This is a genomic window from Citrobacter sp. Awk 4, from assembly GCF_028069725.1.
Lineage (GTDB): Bacteria > Pseudomonadota > Gammaproteobacteria > Enterobacterales > Enterobacteriaceae > Citrobacter_D.
In genome coordinates, this window is sequence record NZ_JANEWG010000034.1 from 15,077 (window position 1) to 34,230 (window position 19,154).

17 protein-coding genes are annotated in these 19,154 nt (G+C 52.4%); 12 read left to right on the forward strand and 5 right to left on the reverse strand.

The genetic code is table 11. The annotated features are described in order from the left end of the window. The first annotated feature begins 820 nt into the window (after positions 1 to 820). Positions 821 to 1,087, forward strand: a complete 267-nt coding sequence (locus NNO04_RS15010; protein ID WP_271445357.1) for a putative hemolysin — start codon at positions 821 to 823, stop codon at positions 1,085 to 1,087. Positions 1,088 to 1,098: 11 nt separating this feature from the next. Here NNO04_RS15010 and hslJ read toward each other — a convergent pair whose 3' ends face one another. The 3 genes from hslJ to NNO04_RS15025 all read right to left on the reverse strand — a co-directional run bounded on the left by hslJ (position 1,099) and on the right by NNO04_RS15025 (position 4,267). After that, positions 1,099 to 1,521 carry a heat shock protein HslJ gene (gene hslJ, locus NNO04_RS15015; RefSeq protein WP_271445358.1) on the reverse strand — a complete coding sequence of 141 codons (423 nt, stop codon included), beginning with the start codon at positions 1,519 to 1,521 and terminating at the stop codon, positions 1,099 to 1,101. 112 nt (positions 1,522 to 1,633) lie between these two features. Continuing rightward, positions 1,634 to 2,623 carry a D-lactate dehydrogenase gene (ldhA, locus tag NNO04_RS15020; RefSeq protein ID WP_271445359.1) on the reverse strand — a complete coding sequence of 330 codons (990 nt, stop codon included), beginning with the start codon at positions 2,621 to 2,623 and terminating at the stop codon, positions 1,634 to 1,636. A gap of 276 nt (positions 2,624 to 2,899) precedes the next feature. Continuing rightward, complete coding sequence (locus NNO04_RS15025) at positions 2,900 to 4,267, reverse strand: sensor domain-containing diguanylate cyclase (RefSeq protein ID WP_271445360.1); 1,368 nt, start codon at positions 4,265 to 4,267, stop codon at positions 2,900 to 2,902. Positions 4,268 to 4,431: 164 nt separating this feature from the next. Here NNO04_RS15025 and NNO04_RS15030 point away from each other — a divergent pair, with 164 nt between their 5' ends. The 4 genes from NNO04_RS15030 (at position 4,432) to NNO04_RS15045 (ending at position 8,041) form a co-directional block, all read left to right on the forward strand. Beyond that, on the forward strand, positions 4,432 to 4,575 hold the full coding sequence (locus NNO04_RS15030; protein ID WP_271445361.1) for a hypothetical protein: 144 nt from the start codon (positions 4,432 to 4,434) through the stop codon (positions 4,573 to 4,575). Positions 4,576 to 4,882: 307 nt separating this feature from the next. Next, positions 4,883 to 7,522 carry a YdbH family protein gene (locus tag NNO04_RS15035; protein WP_271445362.1) on the forward strand — a complete coding sequence of 880 codons (2,640 nt, stop codon included), beginning with the start codon at positions 4,883 to 4,885 and terminating at the stop codon, positions 7,520 to 7,522. After that, entirely contained in the window at positions 7,519 to 7,710 is a 192-nt protein-coding gene (locus NNO04_RS15040; protein ID WP_162382189.1) for a YnbE family lipoprotein, read from the forward strand. Before NNO04_RS15035 ends, NNO04_RS15040 begins: the two co-directional genes overlap by 4 nt. Before the next feature lie 7 nt (positions 7,711 to 7,717). Beyond that, positions 7,718 to 8,041: a YdbL family protein gene (locus NNO04_RS15045; RefSeq protein ID WP_271445384.1), complete on the forward strand. Its 324-nt coding sequence runs from the start codon at positions 7,718 to 7,720 to the stop codon at positions 8,039 to 8,041. Here the strand turns inward: NNO04_RS15045 and feaR are convergent, their stop codons facing one another. Beyond that, positions 8,042 to 8,950, reverse strand: a complete 909-nt coding sequence (gene feaR, locus NNO04_RS15050) for a transcriptional regulator FeaR (protein ID WP_271445363.1) — start codon at positions 8,948 to 8,950, stop codon at positions 8,042 to 8,044. 236 nt (positions 8,951 to 9,186) lie between these two features. On the opposite strand from feaR, the gene NNO04_RS15055 reads away from it, so the two are divergent. Beyond that, positions 9,187 to 10,686, forward strand: coding sequence for an aldehyde dehydrogenase family protein (locus NNO04_RS15055; RefSeq protein WP_271445364.1), 1,500 nt, complete (start codon positions 9,187 to 9,189; stop codon positions 10,684 to 10,686). A 315-nt stretch (positions 10,687 to 11,001) separates the two neighbouring features. On the opposite strand, the gene tynA is transcribed toward NNO04_RS15055, so the two are convergent. Beyond that, a complete protein-coding gene (gene tynA / locus NNO04_RS15060; protein WP_271445365.1) occupies positions 11,002 to 13,260 on the reverse strand; it encodes a primary-amine oxidase in 2,259 nt (752 codons plus the stop codon). A gap of 292 nt (positions 13,261 to 13,552) precedes the next feature. Here tynA and NNO04_RS15065 point away from each other — a divergent pair, with 292 nt between their 5' ends. From NNO04_RS15065 to NNO04_RS15090, 6 genes are read left to right on the forward strand one after another with little or no spacing between them, the layout of a single operon-like run. Further along, on the forward strand, positions 13,553 to 14,158 hold the full coding sequence (locus NNO04_RS15065) for a CDP-alcohol phosphatidyltransferase family protein (protein ID WP_271445366.1): 606 nt from the start codon (positions 13,553 to 13,555) through the stop codon (positions 14,156 to 14,158). Then, positions 14,155 to 15,072: a phosphatidate cytidylyltransferase gene (locus tag NNO04_RS15070; protein WP_271445367.1), complete on the forward strand. Its 918-nt coding sequence runs from the start codon at positions 14,155 to 14,157 to the stop codon at positions 15,070 to 15,072. Before NNO04_RS15065 ends, NNO04_RS15070 begins: the two co-directional genes overlap by 4 nt. Before the next feature lie 6 nt (positions 15,073 to 15,078). Next, positions 15,079 to 15,735, forward strand: a complete 657-nt coding sequence (locus tag NNO04_RS15075; protein WP_442870741.1) for a lysophospholipid acyltransferase family protein — start codon at positions 15,079 to 15,081, stop codon at positions 15,733 to 15,735. Beyond that, positions 15,710 to 17,470, forward strand: a complete 1,761-nt coding sequence (locus tag NNO04_RS15080; RefSeq protein ID WP_271445369.1) for a bifunctional alpha/beta hydrolase/class I SAM-dependent methyltransferase — start codon at positions 15,710 to 15,712, stop codon at positions 17,468 to 17,470. The genes NNO04_RS15075 and NNO04_RS15080 overlap by 26 nt, the downstream gene beginning before the upstream one ends. After that, a complete protein-coding gene (locus NNO04_RS15085) occupies positions 17,467 to 18,753 on the forward strand; it encodes a phosphatase PAP2/dual specificity phosphatase family protein (protein ID WP_271445370.1) in 1,287 nt (428 codons plus the stop codon). The genes NNO04_RS15080 and NNO04_RS15085 overlap by 4 nt, the downstream gene beginning before the upstream one ends. After that, positions 18,729 to 19,136: a hypothetical protein gene (locus NNO04_RS15090; protein ID WP_271445371.1), complete on the forward strand. Its 408-nt coding sequence runs from the start codon at positions 18,729 to 18,731 to the stop codon at positions 19,134 to 19,136. The genes NNO04_RS15085 and NNO04_RS15090 overlap by 25 nt, the downstream gene beginning before the upstream one ends. Positions 19,137 to 19,154 lie beyond the last annotated feature (18 nt).

The following is a 19,154-nucleotide window of genomic DNA, read 5'->3' on the forward strand; positions in this document are numbered from 1 at the left end:
CAATAAAATAACTTATGAATCTAGTACAGTTAAAGGTAAAATATTACTGAGATGTTAGCTGAATATACCCTAGCATACTCAGAATCTGAGACAACCCTCGATTTTCATTAAAACTAACTTCTTCGCTCCTCGAACAGACTGAATTTACGATGAACAAAGGGCTGAGAGCGAATAAAAAGGGGCGAGATTTTTTTGTAAAGACGATGAGTATTGTCCTGAATAGCGCCTGATCACGATAAATGTAAGCAGGTATTGTTTAGCGTTTCTGTAAATTAATTGTGTTAATTGGTGCTGAGAGTTTGATAATAATCTTCAGATGCAACCAGTTTGGGGGCGAAAATTTTGTAGATTATCACGGAGGAGGATGGTGATTATGGATGAATGTTTAGGGGAATTAATTGTTCATGTTTTTCGCCATCGCGCCAGTATTAAAAATAAAGAGGCTCTCTGCGGTGAACATAATAATTATTCGTTCATACACTGAGTCTGTTATAGAGCGGGGTTAATAACTGCAAAGCTAGCCATTATTCAGTTGATTTTACTGCACGGAGTTCGTAAGGAGGTGCTCCTGAATTGCACTACGTCCAGAGGGGCAGGGGATCGCAGAGCTCGATTTAGCAAACGCCGCCGAGCTGTCTTTTTGCATTCTTTGTGTTCATGCGATAAAAAAGTGAAGGGTGTGATCAACCAGACGTGAAAAAAATTGCCAGAAAATGCCACCAGGGCGCATAAATGCGCACATTACCTCTCGACGCCGCAGATTCCACTGCCTATCATTTATGGCGGTGTTGTCTTTGGTCAATTTTTAGAGGGGAGAGAAATGCGCGCAGCGTTTTTGGTGGGGTGTGCCGCCTTATTTTTGTCGGCTTGCAGTAGTGAACCTGTTCAGCAGGCTACGGCAGCGCATGTGACGCCCGGTTTAAGAGCGGCAATGTCCAGTTCTGGTGAGGCTAACTGCGCCATGATTGGTGGTTCGCTCTCTGTGGCTCGCCAGCTTGATGGTTCGGCCATCGGCATGTGCGCATTACCCAACGGCAAACGCTGCAGTGAACAGTCGCTCGCCGCCGGGAGTTGCGGCAGCTATTAATCGCCGCCGATTTACTGCACTAAATCTGACAGTTTATACGTTAACGTCTGTTCCGCCGTTGCCAGTGTCAACTGGTTGGCGGTTAAGTCGACTTGCGCCCCTTTCCTGAGCATGGTGCTGATAGTGTTATCCAGTTCGTTTAACTGCGGATCGGCACACATCATGCGTGTCATCGCCATCTCTTTCACCTTCAGTTCGCCGTCAGACAGTTTGCCTTCGCCGGAGAACTGATTACACATTTTCCCCGAAACTGTCATCTTCTCGCCAAAACTGAGTTCCGGGGGATTTTTACTGGCAGGGAACGGCTTGCCGTTAACGCTCTCAAGAACAAAACGGTGGTGCTGTAGCTGATCGCTGTTAACGGACACTTTGCTGTTACTCACACAACCAGCCATTAGCATGCTGAGTGCAACCAGCGTGACGATTTTTTGCATGACGGTTCTCTACATTCGATAATGGGGAATATTTACCATAATAATAATATGGTCAGATAAATCATTGGTGATTATCTGAAAATGCTCCCCTGATGACAGGGGAGCGAAAAGGTTAAAACAGGGCGTTCGGGCAGGTTTCACCTTTGGAAAGTTGATTCAGGTTCTGTAACGTCGTTTCAGAAATACTGATCAACGCTTCCGCCGTCAGGAAGGCCTGATGCCCGGTGAACAACACGTTATGGCAGGCTGAAAGGCGACGGAAAACGTCATCCTGGATCACATCATTTGATTTGTCTTCAAAGAACAGATCGCGTTCGTTTTCGTACACGTCCATTCCCAGTGAACCAATTTTCTGGTTTTTCAGCGCTTCGATTGCGGCCTGGGAATCGATCAGTGCGCCACGACTCGTGTTGATGACCATCACGCCATTTTTCATTTGATCAAAGGCGGCATGGTTGAGTAAATGGTAGTTCTCCGGTGTTAATGGGCAGTGCAGGGAGATCACATCCGACTCGGCAAACAGCGTGGGCAGGTCGACGTACTCGACACCCAGGTCCAGGGCTGCGGCGCTGGGATAGGGATCAAACGCCAGCAGACGCATACCAAACCCTTTCAGAATACGCAGCGTGGCAACGCCGATTTTTCCCGTACCGATCACCCCAGCCGTTTTACCGTGCATCGTAAACCCGGTCAGACCTTCCAGAGAAAAATTTGCATCACGGGTGCGCTGATAAGCGCGGTGAATACGACGGTTGAGTGTCATCATCATGCCTATGGCATGTTCAGCCACGGCTTCAGGAGAATAGGCCGGGACGCGCACAACCTGCAGCCCCAGTTCTTTTGCCGCATCCAGATCCACATTATTGAACCCGGCACAGCGCAAGGCGATGTACTTAACGCCATGCTTTTTCAACTCTTCCAGCACCGGACGGCTGCCGTCATCGTTAACAAAAATACACACCGCTTCACAGCCATGCGCCGTCTTTGCTGTTTTTTCAGTTAGCAAAAAGTCAAAAAATTCAAGTTCAAAATCAAATCCCTCGTTAACCTGCTGCAAGTACTTTTTGTCGTACTGCTTTGTGCTATAGACAGCGAGTTTCATAAGATTTTCTCCAGTGATAATGGATTCACATTAACATGATTAAAATTATCTTACAAAATATAAAAACTAATTGATAGACATGGACATAATGAATAATTCTAGAGCATCTATTGTCCCAGTATCTATCTTCTTAAAGTCAGATCGCTTTCTTTAACACAAACTATGCTTTGGGCTCCCTGAGGCAACGCCGTTGTTCAGCGCGAGGCGTAATTTTGCTTGTTAACTGAGGGCTGCGTGATTACCTCCATTCAGGTAATGGAGGTTCCGGCCAATTGATTATTGTTCTGTACTTTGCGACATCAGCTCTTTGGGGAAGACGACAGCCCGATTGCGTCCCTGGTTTTTGGCCATATACAGTGCGCGATCGGCCCAATCAGCAAGTTGCTCAGCAGCCATCTTGCAATCAACAGAAGAAATGATGCCCAGGCTAACAGTGATGGTTCGTGGAAAATCACCGTCGGTTGTCGCAGGGGTGGCTTGCTCTACCTGTTTACGTATCCTCTCGGCAATATTTTGCGCACGTTCTGTATGACAGTCAGGGAGCAGAATAGCAAATTCCTCACCACCAATTCGTGCAACAATATCGTGCTCTCGAACCAGGCTGACCATTAATTCTGCAAGTTTGATAATGACTCTGTCCCCTTGCAAATGCCCCCACGTATCATTCACTGACTTAAAGTGGTCAATATCGCAAAAAATAATGCTGAGTGGCTTCTGTGTAGTCACGTTTTTTATTTCACGGCTTAGCGAGTTATAAAAATACCCGCGATTAAAAAGACGGGTCATTGGATCGCGAACTGAATTTTCGTACGAAAGCTCATAGGCCTGACGCGACGCTTTAAAACGATGGAAGATATCGGACATGAGTACTGTCATTACTGCCATTGAGCTCAGGCATTCCACTCCCCGGGCAAGATACCAGCCAGCTGAATTCATGTAGGGATACTTAAAAATTATTGTAAAAATTAGTAGGTTACTTAAGGCTACGAGCGCCATGCTAAGCCAGAACTGGTTTTTGAGTTGTGTCAGGCTAAGAATAAAAAACACGATGCCTACCCAAATCGAAATAAATAAGATGATGAACAATCCATGCCAGGGATATAACCACTCAAAAGTGTCGAGATTGATCAGTTGTAAAGGCATTGACATCGCATTGATTGAATAAGAGACAGCCACTGCCAGGTGTAAAATACACCAAAGGAAAACGGAATAAACAATAACATTATGATATTTTTGTTGGCTTTTTTCTCTTTTATATAAGTAGATGGCAACGATAAATAAACCAGTGGTGAGTATTACTCGCAAAGTATACAGTATGGCGATTTTATTAAAAAAAACACTTCTTGGAACCGAGTCTGAATAATAAACATACAATGCAATAAATAAAAATATTCCTGAGCTATGAAATGCGCTTGCCAGGGGTAATAGATATTTGTTTTTACGATAGCTCAGATAGTTCATTATCATAAAACTACCTATCTGGATGTGCAGGGCGCCCGTAAAAGTAGCAATGATCGGGTAAAGTGAAAGCGCATAATGGTCGTTGTTTAAAGGCGTTAGCCACAGAAATATGAATGTACCAACAGAAAATAGTAAAAAAAGCGTTATATTTTTTTTATGTTTTTTTTGCAATGAAGTAATCATAATGATGCTCATTAATAAATATCATAAGATTATGTCAATTTCTCATAGTCCTTTTTTGACTAATTTTGCTTTATGTTTGCGGGGAATTAATTGGTCATTGATATTATAGGTGTGAATTATTTTTGTGGCTTTATTAATTATTTTCCATGATATATCAAGACAATATGGACACCAGACGCGCACAGGATAACGCGCCCATTTCTCGCCATCGTGACGTCTTAACCCATCTTGTACGGTTTATGGCGTTATTCTCCCGTCATACCGAAGCGGGTAAAGGCGAGGGATGTCGTATTCGTATTCACCGGTAACCGATCCCGGGTTACATGATGAACAGCCCAAAAAGCTGATCGAAGGAGACTTCTGCGATGATACCAGTCAGAGTACATCCAGCAGGTGCTTGCGTTGATGTTAATCGTCAAGCCGTGATGGTCTTCATCTCTATGTCCCTGATTCATTAGATATCTTTATGAAAAATCTGTATTCTATATAATATTACATATAATTCTGGAGCATCTATCCTTATTAGTGGCGCCTTCTTAAACAGCACGATTAAACATGCCACAATACGGGCCTTAACCGGCTATATTTTTCGCTAAATCAGGATATTAACTACCCATGAAGGGTAAATATAAAGCCGTTCTCGCACTACTTCTATTATTGACCCTGGTACCGCTGACGTTGATTATGACGCTGGGGTTATGGGTTCCCACACTGGCGGGTATCTGGCTGCCAGTGGGTACGCGTATCGCACTGGATAAGAGTCCGCGTCTTACGCGTGATGGATTGCACATCCCTGAACTGCGCTATCTGGTCGGTGACTGTCAATTAGCGAAAGTGACAGAGGCCGGGCTTTCTCACCCGAGTCGCTGGCGGCTAAATGTGGGCGCAATCGAGCTTGATTCCGCCTGTCTGGCAAAACTCCCTGAGGCCCAACAATCACCGGCCGCCCCTAAAACGCTGGCTGAATGGCAGTCGATGCTGCCGAATACCTGGATTAATATCGACAAAATTATCCTTTCGCCCTGGCAGGAGTGGCAGGGGAAGCTGTCTGTCTCTCTGACACCCACTCTCCAGCAACTCCGTTATCAGGGCGATAAAGTCACATTCCAGGGCCACCTGCGCGGGCAGACGCTCACCGTCAGTGAACTGGAAGTGTCCGCTTTCGAGCAACAGCCACCGGTGAAACTGGTCGGGGAGTTCACTCTGCCGTTGGTTCCCGATGGGCTGCCCGTGAGTGGTCATGCGGTGACGACGCTCAGTTTGCCGCAAGAGCCATCACTGGTGGATGCTGAAATTGACTGGCGTGATAACGCGGGTCAACTGGTCGTGATGGCGCGCGACAATCCGGATCCGCTGCTGGATCTCCCCTGGGAAGTGACACGTCAGCAGTTCACCATTAGCGACGGGCGCTGGGCGTGGCCGTATCAGGGTTTTCCCCTTAGCGGGCGGATGGGGCTCAAAATAGAGAACTGGCAGGCTGGCACCGAAAATGCGGTCGTGAGCGGGCGGTTGAACGTGCTTACCCAGGGCGATGCGGGGAAAGGGAACGCGGTGCTCGCATTCGGGCCGGGAAAACTCAGTATGGATAATAGTGAGATGCCATTGCAGGTCACCGGGGAAGCGAAACAGGGCGACCTGATTTTCTACGCAATCCTGCCGGCACAACTCACTGGCAGTCTGGCCGCGCCGCAACTGGATTTTGCGCCAGGCGCATTGCTGCGTTCCCGTGGTCGGGTTATCGATTCTCTGGATATTGATGAGATCCGCTGGCCGCTGGCGGGCGTGAAGGTGACGCCGCGTGGCGTCGATGGCCGCTTGCAGGCCATTTTGCGCGCTCACGAGAACAAAATGGGTGACTTTGTTCTGCACCTCGATGGTATGGCGAATGACTTTCTCCCTGATGCGGGGCGCTGGCAGTGGCGCTACTGGGGAACGGGCAGCTTTACCCCGATGCATGCCCACTGGGACGTCGCAGGTCGGGGCGAGTGGCATGACGAAACGATCACCCTCACCGATCTGTCTACCGGATTTGACCAACTGCAGTACGGCACCATGAAGGTGGAAAATCCGCGTCTGATACTCGAACAGCCGGTGGTGTGGGTGCGTGACGCGAAGAAACCCGCCCTCAGCGGCGCATTGTCCTTTGATGCGGGAAAGACAACCTTTACTGGCGGCAGCGTGTTACCACCTTCGACGCTGAAATTCAGCGTTGAAGGGCGCGATCCCACTTTTTTCCAGTATAAAGGCGACCTGCATGCGGGGGCGATCGGGCCGGTACGGGTGAACGGGCGCTGGGATGGTCTGCGTCTGCGCGGGCAAGCCTGGTGGCCAAAGCAGTCACTGACGGTTTTTCAACCGTTAATACCGCCTGAATGGAAGATGAAATTACGCGAAGGCGAGTTGTATGCGCAGATTGCGTATTCCGCCGCCGAAGAGCAGGGTTTTGAAGCAGGCGGTCACGGCGTGCTGAAAGGCGGTAGCGCGTGGATGCCTGACAATGAAATCAATGGCGTGGATTTTGTGCTGCCGTTTCGTTTTAGCGCCGGTGTCTGGCAACTGGGCACGCGGGGGCCGGTGTCGTTACGTATTGCAGAAGTCGTCAACCAGGTGACGGCGAAAAATATCACCGCCGACCTGCAGGGGAATTATCCCTGGAGCGAAGAGGACCCTCTGCTGTTGAGTGATGTCAGCGTCGATCTGCTGGGCGGGAAAGTCACCATGCAGCAGTTGCGGATGCCACAGCACGATCCCGCACTTCTGCGTGTACAGAACATCTCGTCAAGCGAGCTTATCAGCGCGGTCAATCCCAAACAGTTTGCCATGTCCGGCCCGGTTAGCGGCGCGTTACCGCTGTGGTTGAACAATGAAAAATGGATCATCAAAGATGGCTGGCTGACGAATCCAGGCCCGATGACGTTGCGTATTGACAAAGACACTGCCGACGCCGTGGTCAAAGACAATATGGCCGCGGGTGCGGCGATCAACTGGCTACGTTATATGGAAATTGCCCATTCCTGGACGAAAATCAATTTAGATAATCTGGGGGTATTAACCATGCAGGCGACGATTGCAGGCAGCAGTCGCGTTGATGGAAAAGTAGGGCGGGTAAACCTGAACTACACCCATGAAGAAAATGTGTTTACGCTCTGGCGCAGTTTGCGTTTTGGCGACAATTTACAGGCATGGCTAGAACAAAATACAGCGTTGCCAGAAACCCATTGCCCGGAAGGCAAGGAATGTGAGGAACCACAATGAAAACGATGACTGCCATGCTGGCGCTGTGTGCCTCTGCGTTAGTGACCGGCTGTACGCCCCGTATTGAAGTTGCTGCGCCCGAAGAGCCCATCACAATCAATATGAATGTCAAAATTGAACATGAAATTCATATCAAAGTGGATAAAGACGTCGAAAGCTTACTGAAGTCGCGCAGCGATCTATTCTGAGGTCATGATGAAAAAACAGCTCACACTGACGGTGCTTATTCTGAGTTTGCTGAGCGGCAATGTGATGGCGTTGACCCTGAATGAAGCCCGCACCCAGGGGCGTGTCGGGGAAACGTTGAATGGCTATCTGGTCGCGCTGAAAAACGATGCACAAACGCAGGCGCTGGTGAAAAAAATCAATGAGGCGCGCAACGCCAGCTATCAACAACTGGCCGAAACCAACCATATTCCGGTTGATCAAGTGGCGAAAATGGCAGGGCAAAAACTGGTCGAACGTGCGAAGCCTGGCGAGTATGTTCAGGGCATCAACGGGAAATGGATGCAAAAATAATTAGCGATAGCGCTTACGGTATTCGCCTGGCGAAATGCCGAAGCGCTGCTTAAAGGCGGTCGAAAAATGGCTATGATCGGCAAACCCCCAGGCATAGCCAATACCCGCCAGTTTTTCTTCTCCGTTGGCCGTTCGCAGCATCTGCGCGCAAAGATCAAGACGGCGATTTTTAATGTATTGCGCCACCACCAGACCTTTATCCGCGAACATGCGGTATAAACTGCGCACCGACATACCACTCTCGGCGGCGACCCATTCCGGGCGTAGCGTTTCTGACTGGATATGCGCGTCGATCAGCGACAATACATTGCGAAACTGCCGCTCTTTACGCGGCGGTAAGCTCTCCTGCTGTTGCAGAACAGGTCTTAGCAGACACACTATCGCCTCCAGCGCCGCCTCGCTTTCCGTCTCACTCATGCCCGTATTGCTCATGCTTTCCTGCAACAGTCGGTGACTCAGTTGCACGGTGGGAAGATCCCGCGAGAGCTTTTGCGCACAGCTGACTTCCTGAAAGCGAAAGTGTTGTTCGAGGATCTGCCGTGGCAGCAACAATGAAACCTGACGGGCTTTTGCCGGCCAGTAAAAAGAGCAGGGGCGCGAGGCGTCAATGAGCGTAATATCGCCGGTTTCAAGTTCGATCTGGCGATCGTCCTGTTCCATCACCGCCTTACCGTCGAGCTGAAACACGGTATAAAACCAGGCGTCATTGCTGTGCTTAATTTCCTGGCGGGTACGAAACAGGTTTACCCCTCCCACCGTGACTGTGCTCAACTTCAGATTATTAGCAAAACTTGATTCCAGTTCGCCAACAAATTCACCCGCCAGCGGGCGGGCGGCAAAGCTGCCGCAAACCTGATTGATCTGCGCCAGCCATTGTTCGTATTGGTCCTTCTCGCTCACACCAGCCATTTTTATCTCGCTGCCTTGTGCATTGTTTAAGTTCTGTTGCGTTAATGTTGCAAATAGCAAGGGCGTTGTGGCTGACTATAGGAAATAACGCTCGCCGGGCATAGCGTTTGTAGGGGTTATTCTTGGTATTTGCGGAGCCTGTCACAGCAAACAAAGCGATTGTCACAGAGCAAAAAGCCTGTTTCGTGAAGGCGGCATAGACTGTCTGGACAACCTGCAACACTATGGAGAAATGTATGTCTGATACACAGGTCACCGTCCTTGCAGCGGTACAACACTTTCTGGACAGGCAGCATGGGCTCTGGATTGATGGGCGCCAGACGCCGTCCGATGGCGATAAGCGCCTCAACCTCTACAACCCGGCCACCGGTGAGGTGATCGGCTCAACGGCGGATGCCAGTGTCGCCGATGTCGATCGCGCGGTGATGTCCGGCTGGCGTGCTTTTGTTTCACGCACATGGGCAGGCAAATTACCCGCTGAACGTGAACGAATTCTGCTGCGTTTCGCGGATCTGGTTGAACAGCACAGCGAGGAACTGGCGCAGCTCGAAACCCTGGAACAGGGGAAATCGATCGCGATTGCCCGGGCATTTGAAGTCGGTTGTACGCTGAACTGGATGCGCTATACCGCCGGATTAACGACCAAAATTGCCGGTAAAACGTTGGATCTTTCTATTCCGCTGCCGCAAGGCGCGCGTTATCAGGCATGGACGCGTAAAGAGCCGGTGGGGGTGGTCGCCGGAATTGTGCCGTGGAATTTCCCGCTGATGATCGGGATGTGGAAAGTGATGCCTGCGCTGGCGGCGGGATGCTCTATCGTGATCAAACCTTCTGAAACCACACCGCTCACGCTGCTGCGCGTTGCGGAACTGGCGACAGAAGCCGGGATCCCGGATGGCGTCTTCAACGTGGTAACTGGCAGCGGTGCCGTGTGCGGCGCAGCGCTCACCACCCATCCGCATATCGCGAAAGTGAGTTTTACAGGGTCAACGGCGACGGGGAAAAACATCGCGCGTTCGGCGGCTGACAGGCTGACGGGCGTGACGCTGGAGTTAGGCGGTAAAAACCCGGCGATTGTGCTGAACGATGCCGACCCACAGTGGGTAATCGAAGGCCTGATGACCGGAAGTTTCCTGAATCAGGGACAGGTATGTGCGGCCAGTTCGCGCATTTACATCGAAGCCCCGCTTTTTGACACGCTGGTAAGTGGCTTTGAGCAGGCCGTCAAATCATTGACCATCGGGCCGGGGATGTCACTACAGGCGCAGATTAACCCACTGGTTTCCAGAGCGCACTGCGACAAAGTACAGACTTTCCTCGATGATGCCCGTGCCAACCATGCGGAGCTTCTCTCCGGCGCGGCAATTCCGGATTCGAAAGGGTACTACGTGACGCCAACACTGGTGGTGAACCCGGATGCGAAGCTGCGTCTGACGCGAGAAGAAGTTTTCGGTCCGGTCGTTAACCTCGTGCGCGTGGCGGATGGTGAAGAAGCGCTTCAACTGGCGAACGATACGGAATACGGTCTGACGGCGAGTGTCTGGACGCAAAACATCAGCAAAGCGCTGGAATATACTGACCGTTTACAGGCCGGAACGGTGTGGGTTAACAGCCATACGCTGATTGATGCCAACCTGCCGTTCGGCGGAATGAAACAGTCCGGTACCGGGCGTGATTTCGGTCCGGACTGGCTGGACGGCTGGTGTGAAACCAAGTCGGTGTGCGTGCGCTATTAATCTCTGAACAGGTACCCGGTAGCGTGTTGCTTGCCGGGTACCTCATATTGCAGGCCGGATAACCCATCATCAGAATATTGAGCAAGCTGTACTCTCTTCTCCGCGCCCTTATCCCCGCCAAAATCAACTGCATAGCCGGTGGAATTGACTTCGATGATGAAGCTCCCGGAAAGAAACCTCCGCCCGTTTTGTTCGTTTTAAATCCCTGGACATTCAGGTAAAGCCAAAATCGGTTGCTGACCACCACTGCAAGAGCCGGTGTTTATGCAGAGATAAAAAAAACGGCGCAGCGCGCCGTTTTTCTCATTCCCAACGTTACTTCTCTTTCTTCGCGCCTAACGACGGCGTCTCGTCAAAGAAGTTCCACGGTTTCAACAGGGTATGTACCCACTCGGTTGGCATCATCGGCCACTCTTCCGCGCGGGCCACGTGGGTGGTGCCGGTTGTCATCCAGACCACGGTGTCGGTATTGTCGAGCGACTCGTTGTCTTTGGTGTACTCCCCAAGCCCCGTATCATGTGTTGAACGGTTCGGGTATTTGCCTTCCGGGAAGCGTTCTTCTGCGTGATAACGCGTGACCCACAGCTGTTTGTCCATAAAGCTCAGACGATGGTAGATCCACTCATCCGGGGCGAATTTCGCGCCTGTCGCCACCGGGTGCGTACCGCCCGCGTAAGGGATTATCTGATAGGACACCGGGTTGCCCATGCGGTTTTCTTTGTTGGTGTTGCTCAGTAAACGAATGGTGCCCGGGTCAAATTTCTGCGCGGCATCTTTCTCATTACTGATGTTGTACTGATTAATCTGCATGGTGCTGGTACGCGGCCCGCCAGAGGTGTTTGGTTTCACTTCCGGATCCATCGCCACCAGACTGTTATTCTCGCCATCGACGTCTAAATCCAGGCGGAAGTTATAAATATGCTGGTGGGTGGTGCCGACAATATTGTGATCGATCAGCGTACCGTAACGGGTATCGTCTTTCGCGCTCGGATCATGCATCGTTTTCGCTTGTACGCCTTTCACCGCTTCAATCCCGGTGGCGCCAGCATCAATGCCGATGGTGCCGTTCTGATGGAAAACCCAGTCAAAAATGTAGTCATAGTTGCCGACAGTACTGATCCAACGTACCACCAGTTCACGACGTTCGGTACTGACGTTAGGTTGTCCCATCTCCTGGTGTTTATATTCCGGGCCCGCGTAGCGTTCAAAAATAGCCACGGCGCGCGGGATCTCCGTCGGTTTACCGGTGTAGTCCGCGATGGTTTCATTCAGCAGTACGGCGTTACCTGGCGCATCTTTACCGCGTTCGATAGGTGAGGTCAGCGTCCCCATCCCGTAATCGCCGGAATCCAGGTAGGCTTTAAAATACCAGCCAATGTCCGGGTCGCCGTAAGGAACGATCATGCCGCCGAGCGATCCTTCGTACATCACCTTGCGCTTCTTACCGTTATCGTTAAATGTGACGGTTGAAATAATCGGACCGACGCGCGAGTTCAGGCGCAGGTGGAAATCCCAGTTTTGCCAGTGGATCATGTCGCCAGTAATGGTGTAGTTCTTGCCTTCCGGCTCGACGATCTGCAGCGGTTTTACCGTCGGGGCATGGCGATCGCGGCCGTCATACGCGCGCGGCGTCAACGGCACCGGAATCACCGGGCCATCTTCAATTTTGATGATTTTCTTCTGCTCAAGATCGACCACGGCGACGAGGTTTTCAATCGGATGTGCCCAGTAGTTACCGTCGCCGACATCCAGGTAGCTGATCACTTTCAGTAAGCGCGCATCCTGTTTTAAGCCATCTTTGCCGTCAAAGTAGCCGACGGTCAGCGGGGTGGTGATCACTTTTTTCGGGTCAGTGACGCCGTGTTTTGCCAGCGCCTGGGCATACTCTTCGCTGCCGTTAATGACATTTTGCACGGTGGCGAAATCGTCCAGCAAGACCATACCGTGGGCATCTTTGATGGGCGTCCAGGACTCAATCTTTTTGTCATCCAGCGAAACCACGCCTTCAATGATGTTTTTGCCATCCAGCATGATGACATCAGCCTTACGGGATTGTTTAACCGGGGTTCCGTTCAGGGCGAAATCCCAGACTTCCTCTTTATTCGGTTCACGCAGGGAAATTTCGGTAAAGCGGGTATTCGGTTTGAAATCAGGCGAGGCTTTGACGATCTCAACGGCCTGCTTTATCTCGTCGGCGGTCAGGGAGTTAAGCGGGTGGGGGCGTTTTTCCACCTGGAAAGTTTGGTCCAGATCGGACTGAAAAACTTCATTAATAAATCCGTCGGAGATCCAGGCTTTTTTGTTCTTCATCACCACGGGAACCTGTAACGTCAGGGATTTACCATTGACGATGGCCGTTTTCGCGCCCGGCTTAACTTTAACGAAAGCACCGTCTTTGCTGATGGTAAACATCTGCGCGTAGTCATCCCACTGCACATCTGCGCCAAAATCCTGCAGGGTTTTTGTCATGGGCAGCATCTGCGCTTCACTGCCATGTGCGAATGCCTGCGACTGCCAGGAGCACAGCAGGGCGACAGCCAACGCCAGCGCTGTTTTGCGGGGAGTCAGGTCCATATATAACCTCGTCTTGTTGTGTTGTTCTGCGTTTGTGACCGCTTTTGTGCGCGGTTTATCTATCGCTAACATAGCAATAGGACAGTGGAAACGGTTTGCTTGCATTTGCCAGGTTATTTGTCAGATTTGCCAGATACCTGCCAACCGGTGGCAGACGCGCGGCGATGACGTTCACTTGTTATCATTTTTTGCGGGTATTTTCAGAAATACTCACCGGGAGGGTGAAAAGCGTTAGTCCATTGTTAATACTTGATACACTATAGGGAAGTCTATCAATTATCAGGGAAAGGTAATGACGCTTTATCAGATAAAACCCGCGTTTCAGGCACTTCTGCGTCCATTGATGTTCTGGCTGAACCGACGCCGTGTGACCGCTAACCACGTTACCCTTGCCGCAATGGCGCTTTCCCTGGTAACCGGGGCGATATTGAGTTATTTCCCCGAACCGAAACTGTTTTTCTTGTTGCCGGTAGTGCTATTTATTCGCATGGCGCTCAATGCGCTGGACGGTATGCTGGCGCGAGAATGCCATCAACAATCCCGCCTTGGCGCTATTCTTAATGAAGTGGGTGATGTCGTGTCAGACATTGCACTTTACCTGCCGTTTTTGTTTCTGCCCGCCAGCTCTCTGGCGCTGGTGTTGGTGATGCTGTTCTGTGCGGCTATGACCGAATTCTGTGGCGTGTTGGTGCAAACCATCGACGGCGTACGTAACTACAGCGGTCCGTTGGGTAAAAGCGACAGGGCGCTGGTGTTTGGCGCGTGGGGGCTGGCGCTGGCCATCTGGCCTCAGCTTGTGCAGTGGAACAACCTTGTCTGGGCGGTGGCGATCGCGCTGCTGCTGTGGACGGTGGTGAACCGTTGCCGGAGCGCATTGCGTGAAGAGGGGGCGAAATGATGTTGCTGGAAAAATCACTGGCGGTCATTTTTGCTCTGTTAATACTGGCAACGGTGGTGAACATGCTGCTGGTGTGGCTGCGCCCCGGTAAAGACTGGCGCGAACTCACGCTACGTATCCGCACCTGGTGGGTCATTATCATCCTGTTCTCGCTGGCGATGTTAAGCCCACGCTGGCTGGCGCTGACCTTTTTCGCGATCGTCAGTTTTATGGCGTTAAAAGAGTTTTTGACGCTGGTGCCTTCGCGTCATTCCGATCGTATGCCGCTGTTGTGGATGTTTATCGCCATTCCCATTAACTACTGGCTCATCGGCATTGGCTGGTACGGCATGTTCGTGGTGTTTATTCCGGTGTATGTCTTTTTATTTTTACCTGCGCGGATGGTGATCGCCGGTGATACACAGGGATTTTTGCGTACCGCCTCCCAACTGCACTGGAGTCTGATGACGACCGTGTTCGCCTTCAGTCACGTCGCGTTTCTGCTGGTGCTACCCGGTGACGACAAACAAACCGGCGCGTTGCTGGTGCTCTTTCTGGTCGGGTTAACCGAGTTTAACGACATTGCCCAATACCTGTGGGGGAAATCGCTTGGGCGCATCAAGGTGACGCCGAAAGTCAGCCCCAATAAAACGCTGGCAGGACTGGTGGGCGGCGTGGCGACCACGGCGCTGTTGGCGCTATTGCTGGGGCCATTACTCACGCCGTTAAGCTGGCCAATGGCGCTGCTTGCCGGGCTGATTATCGGGGTGACCGGATTCTGTGGCGATGTGGTGATGTCGGCCATCAAGCGTGATATCGGCGTTAAGGACAGCGGTACGTTATTGCCCGGCCACGGCGGGATCCTCGACCGACTGGACTCGCTGATCTTCACTGCACCGGTCTTTTTCCATTTTATTCGTTATTTTTATTACTAACCTATGATGACAAAACTGCTTAGAACGCTGTTCTCATTGTGCATCGTCTGGCCGGTTATCTGGTTGTGGCTGGGGCTGCGGGTCAAACATCGGCAACGCTTGCCGCAAAACGGACCGGCGATCATCGTGGCAAATCACAACAGCCATATGGATGTGTTTGCCCTGTTGTCGCTGTTTCCGTTACGCCGCCAGGCGCAGATCCATCCGGTCGCCGCAGCCGACTATTTTCTGCGTAATAAATGGATGGCCTGGTTCGCGCTCAATATCATCAATATTATCCCCATCTCTCGCCAGGGAGGGGACGCCAATCCGCTGGCGCAGTGTGAACAGGCGCTCCGTGATAACAAAATACTGATTATCTTCCCGGAAGGGACTCGCGGCGAACCTGGTAAACTGTCGCCGCTGAAATCCGGGGTGTGGCGTTTGAGCCAACAGTTGCCGGAAGTCCCGATCATTCCCGTCTGGCTGCGCGGGACAGAACAGGTGATGGCGCGGGGAAATCGTATTCCGCTCCCGCTCTTTATTGACGTCTGTGTGGGAGACGCGCTGGTGTGTCATCCCGAGAAAAACGTGTTTATGGATGAACTGAAGCAACAACTGTTGGCGCTTCAGCAACAAACAACAGGAAACCACGCTCATGAACCAACATCGCACACCGGATGAACGGCATTTTCTGACCAGCGACAATTGCGAGCTGTTTTATCGCCACTGGCCAGCGCAGACGGCGTTCCCCCCCGCCAAAGTGATTGTCCTGTTTCATCGAGGGCACGAACATTCCGGGCGTCTGCAACATATCGTTGATGAACTGGCGATGCCGGACACCGCATTTTATGCCTGGGATGCGCGGGGGCATGGGCGTTCACCTGGGGCGCGAGGATACAGTCCGTCGCTGGCCCGTTCGGTGAAGGATGTTGATGAGTTTGTCCGTTTTGCCGCTGCCGACAGCCAGACAGCGCTGGAAGAGGTCGTGGTGGTTGCGCAAAGCGTTGGTGCGGTGATGGCGGCGACCTGGGCCCATGATTATGCTCCACGAATTCGCGGGATGGTGCTGGCATCTCCGGCGTTTAAGGTGAAGTTGTACGTCCCGTTTGCCCGCCCAGGGCTTGCGCTGATGCACCGTCTGCGCGGGCTTTTCTTTGTCAATTCCTATGTCAAAGGCAAGTATCTGACGCACGATCACGAGCGGGTGGCGAGTTTCAATCAGGACCCGCTGATCACCCGCCCGATTGCCGTCAATATCCTGCTCGATCTCTACAAAACGGCAGAGCGCATTGTCAGCGACGCGGGGGCGATTACCTTGCCTGTCCAGCTACTGGTCTCTGGCGAAGATTTCGTTGTGCATCGAAAGCCACAGATCGATTTTTACCAGCGTCTGCGCAATCCGCACAAAGAATTGCATGTTCTACCCGGTTTCTATCACGACACGCTGGGCGAAAAAGAGCGTCATCTGGCTTTTGACAAAATGCGGGATTTTATCGATACGCTCTACGCAAGACCGCCTCAATTCTTTGACTACCGCCATGAAGACCGCTGGAGTCCAGGCGCTGACACCTGGCGGATATTAAGCGGCGGGCCAGAACCATTCTCTGTCGACGATATCGCGTACCGCAGTTTGCGTTACGGCATGAAAATGCTGGGTACACAGTCCGCAGGCGTTCGTCTGGGATTTGAAACCGGTTTTGATTCCGGCAGTACGCTGGACTACGTCTATCGCAATCAGCCGCAGGGCAGCAGCGCGCTGGGGCGTCTGATTGATAAAAACTATCTCAACAGCGTGGGCTGGAAAGGCATTCGCCAGCGAAAAGCCCATCTTCAGACGCTGATCCAACAAGCGGTCGCGCAACTGAACGCGCAAGGAACGCCCGTGCGGGTGGTTGATATCGCCGCTGGTCATGGCCGCTATGTGCTCGATGCGCTGCAAGGCGAAACGGCGGTGAGCGAAATATTACTGCGTGACTACAGCGAGCTGAACGTGCTGAAAGGTCAGGAGATGATCGCGCAGCGCGGGATGGCGGGAAGGGCGCGGTTTGAACGGGGCGATGCCTTTAACCGCACGGAACTGGCCACGCTTGAGCCGCGTCCGACGCTGGGCATTGTCTCCGGTCTGTATGAACTGTTTCCAGACAACACGCTGGTGCGAAACTCGCTTGCCGGACTGGCGGACGCGATAGAACCGGGCGGCATTCTCATCTACACCGGGCAGCCCTGGCATCCACAGCTCAAAACCATCGCCTGGTCGCTCACCAGCCACAAAGACGGTAAAGCGTGGGTGATGCGTGTGCGCACCCAGGGTGAAATGGATGCGCTGGTACACGAAGCGGGGTTCGATAAATGCGACCAGCTGATCGATGAATGGGGCATTTTCACTGTCTCAATGGCGGTGCGTCGCGCATCATGACGGTTCAACGCCCCCTTTTCGTTCAGGGTATCGGCTGGCTGCTGTTGCTCGCGCCGTTTTTCTTTCTGACCTACGGGCAGGTCAATCAATTCACCGCCGGACGAGACGGTATCGGCAGCATCGTCTTTGACTGGGAGCGGCATATTCCGTTTGTGCCGCTCACTATCATTCCTTACTGGAGTCTGGATCTGCTGTACGGTTTGTCGCTGTTTATTTGCACGTCGCTGAATGAACAACGCCGTCTGGTCGGGCGACTGGCGCTGGCATCCGTGGTCGCCTGTGCCGGTTTCCTGCTGTTTCCACTGCGTTTTACCTTTGTCAGACCAGAAATTAGCGGTCTGGCAGGTTGGTTGTTCGGCCAGCTTGAACAGTTTGATTTGCCCTACAACCAGTCGCCTTCATTGCATATTATTTTATGCTGGCTGCTGTGGCGGCATTTCAACCGCCATCTGAGCGGAGGCTGGCGGACGCTAAGCACTGGCTGGTTTTTGCTGATCGCGGTTTCTGTGCTGACGACCTGGCAGCATCACGCCATTGATGTCGTCACCGGGCTGGCGGTCGGCATGTTGATTGACTGGCTGATCCCCGCAAAGGGCACATGGCGCTGGCAATGGGCAGGCGGAAAACATCTCACCCTGGCAGGACGCTATTTCGCGGGCGCGCTGGTGTGTCTGGCGGGAACCTTCATGACGTACTGGCTGTGGTGGCCCGCCATTGCCTTGCTGATTGTTTCGCTCGCGTACGGTGTTTTGGGCGTCGACGCGCTGCAAAAAGATGAAAAAGGGCGGTTAACCTGCGCGGCCTGGTGGCTGCTGTTGCCCTGGCGCGCAGGCATGTGGCTTTCCATGCTCCTCTACACCCGCCATTTGCCGACGGTAAGCCCGCTTGCGGATGGGGTGTTTTTGGGCGTGTACCCTCGAATGCCGCCAACGCCACGGGCGGTACTGGATTTGACCAGCGAATTTGCGCGGTCACGCGCGGTGGATGGACATGTTTACCAGTGCGTCCCCCTGTTGGATCTGGTAAATCCGGACCAGAAGACGCTGCGTCTGGCGGTGGATGCGCTGGAAGCGCTACGCGCCACGCACGGGAGCGTGCTTGTTCACTGCGCGCTTGGACTTTCGCGCAGCGCCCTGGTGGCTGCGGCATGGTTGCTGTGGCGCGACCCGACACTGAACGTCGCGCACGCGGTTGCCCGTGTCCGCGAAGCCCGTTCGCAGGTGGTTTTCACCCCTGAACATCTGGAGCTACTGGAACAATGGAAAACAAGCGTGACAGTGTAACTAATGACGATGATTTAGCGTCGCACCTGCTGCAACACACCCTGGCGAGCTGGCGTTTTTTGCTGTTTTTTATCCTTGCGCCGCTTTTGTGGGTGGTGTTTGCCGGACAGGTCGGGATAGTGCGCGCGGTCATCGCATTGCTGTGCGGATTAGCCTGTTTTGGCTGCTGGCGAGTCTGGCTGGATGCGCATTATTTAGCGGTGATCGATCAAGAGAATAATGAACAGGCGGGCGTTGCGCTCTTTTTCATCTGGCGGCGCGAAAGGCTGCAACGGTTAACGCTAAATGAACGACGTCAGGGGGCGCTGAAACAATTTCGTAAAGCGTTGGGATTGATTGCGCTGCTGTGGGCAGCCTGGCTGATTGCGCTGCTGTTTTACTAAGAAGATCCGGGCAGCCCG